The organism is Phenylobacterium sp., from assembly GCF_036402295.1.
In the GTDB taxonomy this organism is placed as follows: domain Bacteria; phylum Pseudomonadota; class Alphaproteobacteria; order Caulobacterales; family Caulobacteraceae; genus Phenylobacterium.
In genome coordinates this window covers 1-6,771 of record NZ_DASWTE010000235.1, presented here as the reverse complement: position 1 = coordinate 6,771, position 6,771 = coordinate 1, and the positions used below count along the sequence as shown (strand labels likewise).

At 69.2% G+C, this 6,771-nt stretch carries 7 protein-coding genes; 5 read left to right on the top strand and 2 right to left on the bottom strand.

What is annotated here, in order from left to right:
• On the bottom strand, window positions 1–2,307 hold a 2,307-nt coding region (gyrA, locus tag VGD44_RS14540; protein WP_331088276.1), incomplete at its 3' end, for a DNA gyrase subunit A.
• A 172-nt stretch (window positions 2,308–2,479) separates the two neighbouring features.
• Here gyrA and VGD44_RS14535 point away from each other — a divergent pair.
• The 5 genes from VGD44_RS14535 to VGD44_RS14515 all read left to right on the top strand — a co-directional run bounded on the left by VGD44_RS14535 (window position 2,480) and on the right by VGD44_RS14515 (window position 6,383).
• Window positions 2,480–3,517: a 2OG-Fe(II) oxygenase gene (locus tag VGD44_RS14535; protein WP_331088274.1), complete on the top strand. Its 1,038-nt coding sequence runs from the start codon at window positions 2,480–2,482 to the stop codon at window positions 3,515–3,517.
• Complete coding sequence (locus VGD44_RS14530; protein WP_331088271.1) at window positions 3,514–4,590, top strand: 2OG-Fe(II) oxygenase; 1,077 nt, start codon at window positions 3,514–3,516, stop codon at window positions 4,588–4,590. Before VGD44_RS14535 ends, VGD44_RS14530 begins: the two co-directional genes overlap by 4 nt.
• 65 nt (window positions 4,591–4,655) lie before the next feature.
• Window positions 4,656–5,114, top strand: a complete 459-nt coding sequence (locus VGD44_RS14525; RefSeq protein ID WP_331088269.1) for a DUF3617 domain-containing protein — start codon at window positions 4,656–4,658, stop codon at window positions 5,112–5,114.
• A gap of 88 nt (window positions 5,115–5,202) precedes the next feature.
• Window positions 5,203–5,997 (top strand): tryptophan 2,3-dioxygenase, encoded by a 795-nt coding sequence (locus VGD44_RS14520; RefSeq protein ID WP_331088267.1) that lies wholly within the window; start codon window positions 5,203–5,205, stop codon window positions 5,995–5,997.
• A gap of 2 nt (window positions 5,998–5,999) precedes the next feature.
• Window positions 6,000–6,383 (top strand): RidA family protein, encoded by a 384-nt coding sequence (locus VGD44_RS14515; RefSeq protein WP_331088278.1) that lies wholly within the window; start codon window positions 6,000–6,002, stop codon window positions 6,381–6,383.
• Between the two features lie 90 nt (window positions 6,384–6,473).
• Here the strand turns inward: VGD44_RS14515 and ssb are convergent.
• Window positions 6,474–6,771: single-stranded DNA-binding protein (gene ssb, locus VGD44_RS14510; RefSeq protein WP_331088265.1), on the bottom strand; the 298-nt coding region annotated here is incomplete at its 5' end.

Sequence of the window (6,771 nt, the reverse complement as noted above, 5' to 3'; positions counted from 1 at the left end):
GCCGGTCACGGCTCTGCGCATGGCGTTGGCGTGCTTCACATAGGCCGAGCGTTCGTCGGGCGTGGCCGGGACCGAGCGCAGGATGGCCATGGAGATGACGCTGTCGCCCTCGGCCAGGCGGATGCCGCGCACGCCGGTGGAGTCGCGGCCGGCGAAGACCCGGACCTCTTCCGTGGCGAAACGGATGCAGCGGCCGAGCGCCGTGGTCAGCAGGATGTCGTTTTCGCCGGCGTTGCAGACGCCGACGCCGATGATCGAGTCGCCCTCGTCGAGCTTCATGGCGATCTTGCCGTTGCGCTTGATGCCGATGAAGTCGCTGAGCTTGTTGCGGCGGACGTTCCCCGAGCGCGTGGCGAACATCACGTCGAACTGGTCCCAGGTGGCCTCATCCTCCGGCAGGGGCAGGATCGAGGTGATGCTCTCGCCGGGCTCGATGGGCAGCAGGTTGACCCAGGCCTTGCCGCGCGAGGTGGGCGTGCCGATCGGCAGGCGCCAGACCTTGAGCTGGAACGCCTTGCCGCCCGACGAGAAGAACAGCATCGGCGTGTGGGTGTTGGCCGAGAAGACGCGGGTGACGGCGTCTTCTTCCTTCGTCGCCATGCCCGAGCGGCCCTTCCCGCCCCGGTGCTGGGTCCGGTAGATCGCGAGCGGGGTGCGCTTCACGTAGCCGCCGTGGGTCACGGTGATGACCATGTCCTCGCGGGCGATGAGGTCTTCGTCCTCGACGTCGGCGTCGCCTTCGACGATCTCGGTGCGGCGCGGGACGGCGAATGAGTCCTTCACCTCCACCAGCTCCTCGCGGACGATGGCCATGACCTTCGCGCGCGAGGACAGGATGTCGAGGTGGCCCTGGATCGTGCCGGCCAGCTCGCTGGCCTCGCCGAAGATCTCCTCGCGGCCGAGGCCGGTCAGGCGCGACAGGGTCAGCGCCAGGATGGCGCGGGTCTGCTCGTCGGTGAGGCGGATCTGGCCGTCCGCTTCGACGACCGTGCGCGGGTCGGCGATCAGCTCGACCAGGGGCATCATGTCGCCCGTCGGCCAGGACTTGGCCACCAGCCGCTCGCGGGCCTCGGTGGGGTCCTTGGACGAGCGGATGATGTGGATGAACTCGTCGATGTTGGCCACGGCGATGGCCAGGCCCACCAAGACGTGGCCGCGGTCGCGGGCCTTGTTGAGCTCGAACTTGATCCGCCGGACGACGACCTCTTCGCGGAAATCCACGAAGGCGGTGATCATCTCCTTCAGCCCCATCTGCTGGGGCCGGCCACGGTTCAGCGCCAGCATGTTGACCCCGAACGAGGACTGCAGCGGCGTGAAGCGGTAGAGCTGGTTCAGGAGCACGTCAGGCGAGGCGTCGCGCTTCATCTCGATGACGATGCGCATGCCCTGCCGGTCGCTCTCGTCGCGCAGGTCGGCGACACCCTCGACGCGCTTCTCGCGCACCAGCTCGGCGATGCGCTCTACGAGGGCGGCCTTGTTCAACTGGTAGGGGATGGAGTGGATGACGATCGCCTCGCGGTCCTTGCGAAGCTCCTCGACCGTGGCCACCCCGCGCATGATCACCGAGCCGCGGCCCGTCATCAGCGCCTGGCGCGCGCCGGTGCGGCCGATGATCTGGCCGCCGGTGGGGAAATCTGGCCCCGGCACGATGTCGAGCAGCTCGTCCAGCCCGATCTCGGGGTTGTCGACATAGGCCAGGCAGGCGTCGACCACCTCGCCCAGGTTGTGCGGCGGGATGTTGGTGGCCATGCCGACGGCGATGCCGCCGGCGCCGTTCACCAGCAGGTTGGGGATGCGCGACGGCAGGACCACGGGCTCCTGCTCGGAGCCGTCGTAGTTGTCCTTGAAGTCGACCGTGTCCTTGTCGAGGTCCGCAAGGATGGCCATGGCGGCCCGCGTCATGCGGCTCTCGGTGTAGCGCATGGCCGCCGGGGGATCGTTGTCCACCGAGCCGAAGTTTCCCTGGCCGTCGATGAGCAGCAGGCTCATGGAGAACGGCTGGGCCAGGCGAACCATGGTGTCGTAGATCGCGACGTCGCCGTGCGGGTGATACTTACCCATCACGTCACCAACGACGCGGGCCGACTTCACGTAGGACCGGTCGGGGGTGTGGTTGTTCTCGCTCATCGAGAACAGAATCCGCCGGTGAACCGGCTTCAGCCCGTCACGAACGTCCGGCAGCGCGCGGCTGACGATCACGCTCATGGCGTAGTCGAGGTAGCTGCGGCGCAGCTCGTCCTCGATGGCGATAGGGGCGATACCCCCGTGCCCGTGTTCGGGTGGAGTGTGGTCGGAGTGATCGGTCAAGGGAGGGAAACGCCGTGAGAATCGGACTGGTCAGGTAGGCCTCCCAGTTAGCATCTGCAACAACCGAACGCCACCTTGCGCGTGCGCGCGTACGTGCGCGTACGTACGCGCGGGAGATGCGGCAAGGCGGGGCGTCGTGACCTTGGCCGCGCGAGCGACTAGTTTGCGCGCCATGTCCCTGCCTTTCGGCCAGCCGGCGCCCTGGTTCACCGCCGCCACACCGTCCAATCCGCAGTTCGTCTTCGACACCGCCGCCGGGCGCTATGTGCTGCTGCTGTTCCTGCCCGAGGAGCCCGAGGCGCGCGCCGGGTCGCTGCGGGCGCTGGCGGCGCACCAGGCGCTGTTCGACGACGCGCGGGCCTCGGCCTTCGTGATCCTGCGCGACCCGACCGCCGTGCAGGGCGCGCGCGACCTGCCCGGCGTGCGCTGGATGACCGACCGCAGCGGCCGCATCACAGAGCGCTACGGGCCGGAACCGCACTGGCTGCTGCTGGACCCGACGCTCAGGGTCATGGCGGCCGAGCCGATCGCCGAGGCCGAGGCGATGTTCCGGCGGATCGCAGCCCTCCCCGCCCCCGGCGAGCATGCGGGCGCACCCCTGCACGCGCCGGTGCTGGTCGCGCCGCGCATCTTCGAGCCCGAGCTGTGCGAGGCGCTGATCGCGCAGCACCAGGCGCTGGGGGGCGAGTTCACCGGCGTCATGCGCGACAAGGGCGACCGCACAGAGCTGGTCATGGACGAGCTCAAGCGCCGCCGCGACATCCGGGTCGAGGACCCCGAGCTGCAGGCCGCCATCCGCGAGCGGCTGGAGCGGCGGCTGTTCCCGCTGATCAAGCTGGCCTTCGACTTTGGGGTGACCGAGGTCGAGCGCTACCTCGTCAGCTGCTACGACGCCGACGACCAGGCGGTGTTCCATCCGCACCGCGACAACACCACCCACGCCACGGCGCACCGCCGCTTCGCCTGCTCGCTGAACCTCAACGACGACTTCACGGGCGGCGACCTGCGTTTCGCCGAGTACGGGCCCGCCGCCTACCGGGCCCCGCCGGGCGGAGCGGTGGTGTTCTCCTGCACGATGATGCACGAGGCGCTGCCGGTCACTGCGGGCCGCCGCTACGCCTTCCTGCCGTTCTTCTACGACGACGCGGCCGCCCAGGTGCTGGCCGCCTACCAGGCCCGCACGGCCGAGCCGCAGGGAGCGTCCGCGTGAACGTGCACGTCGCCGGCCGCTGGGTCCTGCCGCCGCTTTCGATGGGCGAGTTCGCCCCCGACTTCGCCGCGCCGACGCGGATGAACCCGAAGTACCACTTCAGCACCCTGGGCGGTCGCTACGTCCTGCTGGGCTTCGTGCCCGAGGCGGCGGAGGCGGCCGCGCTGGCCGCGTATCAGGCGATCCGGTCGCACTTCGATGACACGACCCTCTGCGCGTTCTTCGTGACGCCGCGGGCGGACTTCGACGACACACCGCCCGACCAGACGCCCGGCCTGCGCTGGTTCCTGGATCCCGCAGGCGCCGTGCGGGCGAAGTACGGGCCCGAGCCGGGCTGGTTCCTGCTGGACCCGACGCTGCGGGTGATGGACCGCGCGCCGCTCGAGGCGCCGCAGACGCTGTTCGCCAGGGTCGCCGGCCTGCCGCCGCCGGGCGATCACGCGGGAACGCCGCTGGTCGCGCCCGTGCTGATCGCGCCCCGCGTCTTCGAGCCGGAGCTCTGCCGACGGCTGATCGCCTACTACGAGGCCGAGGGCGGCCAGCTCTCGGGCGTGATGCGCGACATCGAAGGGCGCACCGTGGGCGTTTTCGACGGCATGAAGCGCCGCCGGGACGTCTCCATCGCCGATCCCGGCCTGCGGGCCGAGCTGGTGGACCGGCTGCAGCGCAGCCTGCTGCCGATGATCCGCCGCACCTTCCACTTCGACGCCACCCGGCTCGAGCGCTACCTGGTGGCCTGCTACGACGCCGCCGAAGGGGGCTACTTCCACCCGCACCGCGACAACCAGGCGCTGGGCACTGCGCATCGCCGGTTCGCGGTCTCGATCAACCTCAACAGCGAGGAGTTCGAGGGCGGCGACCTGCGCTTCCCCGAGTTCGGGCCGCGCACCTACCGGCCGCCGACCGGCGGGGCCGTGGTGTTCTGCTGCAGCCTGCTGCACGAGGCGACGCCGGTGACGCGGGGCCGCCGCTACGCGTTCCTGCCGTTCCTCTACGACGAGGCGGGCGAGGCCGTCCGCCAGGAGAACGCCGACAAGCTCGACCTCACGCCCGCGCCGCGGGACTCGCGCTAAGGCGCGGTTCATCGGCGCCGCGCCAACCTCTCGCCGGAATTCGCCACCAAGAGTCCGCCCCGACGATGACCCGCCTTCCTGCCCTGATCCTCGCGCTTGCGTTCGCTGGTTCTGCCGCCGGCGCAACGGCCGCTGTGTCCTCGCCTATCCAGCCGGGCTACTGGGAATCCACCAACCGCCTGCTCTCGCCCATCAAGCAGACCAAGACCGAGCGGCGCTGCATCACCCCGGCCGACGTGGACAAGTTCGTCTCCGGCCCGTCCAACCGCCACTACGCCTGCACCTATCCAACCAAGGTGTTCGCTAGCGGCAAGATCACGCTGAAGGGCACGTGCGTCAGCAAGAAGGGCCACAAGGTGGCTGTGCAGGGCGCGGGCTCGTACACGCCCACCAGCTTCGACCTGACCGCCGAGATCGCCACCGAGTTCCTGGGCCTCGACATCACCGGCAAGGCGTCCACCGAGGCGCGGCGCATCGCCGACACCTGCCCGCCGCCCGAGCCGAAGCCGGAAGAGGCAAACTAGGATAGTCGCGACGTCATCCCGCGCGAGATGGCGAACGTGGATGGGGATACCTTGACTTGGCGGCCCTCAGCCGCTCCCTCTCCCGCTCGTGACCGACACCTCCATCACCTACGCCGGCTACCTCGGCCTCGAGCGCCTGCTGAGCGCCCAGCACCCGACCAGCGACCGCCACGACGAGCTGCTGTTCATCATCATCCACCAGACGAAGGAGCTGTGGCTCAAGGAGATCATCCACGAGGTGAAGCTGGCCAAGCGGCTGATCCGCGGCGGCGACGTGGAGCCGGCCTACAAGGCCCTGGCGCGGGTCTCGCGCATCCAGACGATCATGACGCTGTCGTGGGACGTGCTGGCGACCATGACGCCGGCCGACTACCTGACCTTCCGCGGGGGTCTGGGGACCAGCTCCGGCTTCCAGTCGTGGCAGTTCCGGACGGTGGAGTACCTGCTGGGCCTGAAGGACGCCTCGTTCCTGGCCTTCCAGGAAGAGGGCAGCGAGGCGATGGCCGAACTGAAGGCGGCGCTCGAGGCGCCCAGCCTCTACGATGACGCGCTGGCGCGGATGGCCGATAACGGCCTGCCGATTCCCCGCGAGATCCTGGAGCGGGACGTCTCGCAGCCCTACGAGCCCTCGACCGCGGTGGAGGATGCCTGGCTGGCCGTCTATCGGGACACGCCGAGCTACTGGGAGCTCTACCAGCTGGCCGAGAAGCTGGTGGACCTGGACGACGCGCTGCTGACCTGGCGGCACAAGCACGTGCTAACCGTCGAGCGGATCATCGGCGGCAAGCGCGGCACTGGCGGCACCGAGGGCGCAAGCTACCTGCAGCGCACCCTGCAACGCCGCTGCTTCCCGGAACTGTGGTCGCTCAGGACGCGGCTGTGAACATGCGGACCCGCGCGATCAATTCCCCCGACGCGCCGGCGGCCGCCGGCGGCTACGCCCAGGCCGTGGAGGTGACGGGCGCGCAGCGGCTGCTGTTCGTCAGCGGGCAGATTCCCGTGGATCGTGAAGGCGTTACTCCGAAGGGCTTCACGTCGCAGGCTGAGCTCGCCTGGGCCAACGTCGAGGCGCAGCTCAAGGCCGCGGACATGACCCTGGACAACCTGGTCAAGGTGACCACGTTCCTCGCAGACCGCGCCCACGCCCTGGAGAACCGCGACGTGCGCAACGCCGTCCTGGCCGACCGCACGCCGGCGCTCACCGTGATCATCACCGGCATCTTCGATCCCGACTGGCTGATCGAGATCGAGGCGGTGGCGGCGGGATAGGACGTTGACCCCTCACCACCTCGGCGAAGTGGCGGAGGTACGCGAGAACAAAATTCCCCTTCGACGCGAAATTCTAGCGCTTGAATTCCCCTAGAACGGGATTTCGTCGTCCAAGTTGGCGGAGAAATCCTCGCTGGGACGCGAACCGCCGCTCGAGCGCGGGCCTGAGGAGAAGCCGCCGGCGCCCGACGAATAGCCGCCCTCGCCCTGCTCGGCGTCGCCGCCGCGGCCATCCAGCATGGTGAGTTCGCCGCGGAATTTCTGCAGCACGATCTCAGTGGAGAACTTCTCCTGGCCCGACTGGTCCTGCCACTTGCGGGTCTGGATCGCGCCTTCGACGTAAACCTTGGCGCCCTTGCGCAGGTAGTTCTCGCAGACCTTCACGATG

Excerpts from the sequence above, each read along its gene's own strand:
- VGD44_RS14525 (WP_331088269.1), top strand. The coding sequence starts at position 4,656 with ATGACCCGCCTTCCTGCCCTGATCCTCGCGCTTGCGTTCGCTGGTTCT.
- VGD44_RS14535 (WP_331088274.1), top strand. The coding sequence starts at position 2,480 with ATGTCCCTGCCTTTCGGCCAGCCGGCGCCCTGGTTCACCGCCGCCACA.
- VGD44_RS14515 (WP_331088278.1), top strand. The coding sequence starts at position 6,000 with ATGCGGACCCGCGCGATCAATTCCCCCGACGCGCCGGCGGCCGCCGGC.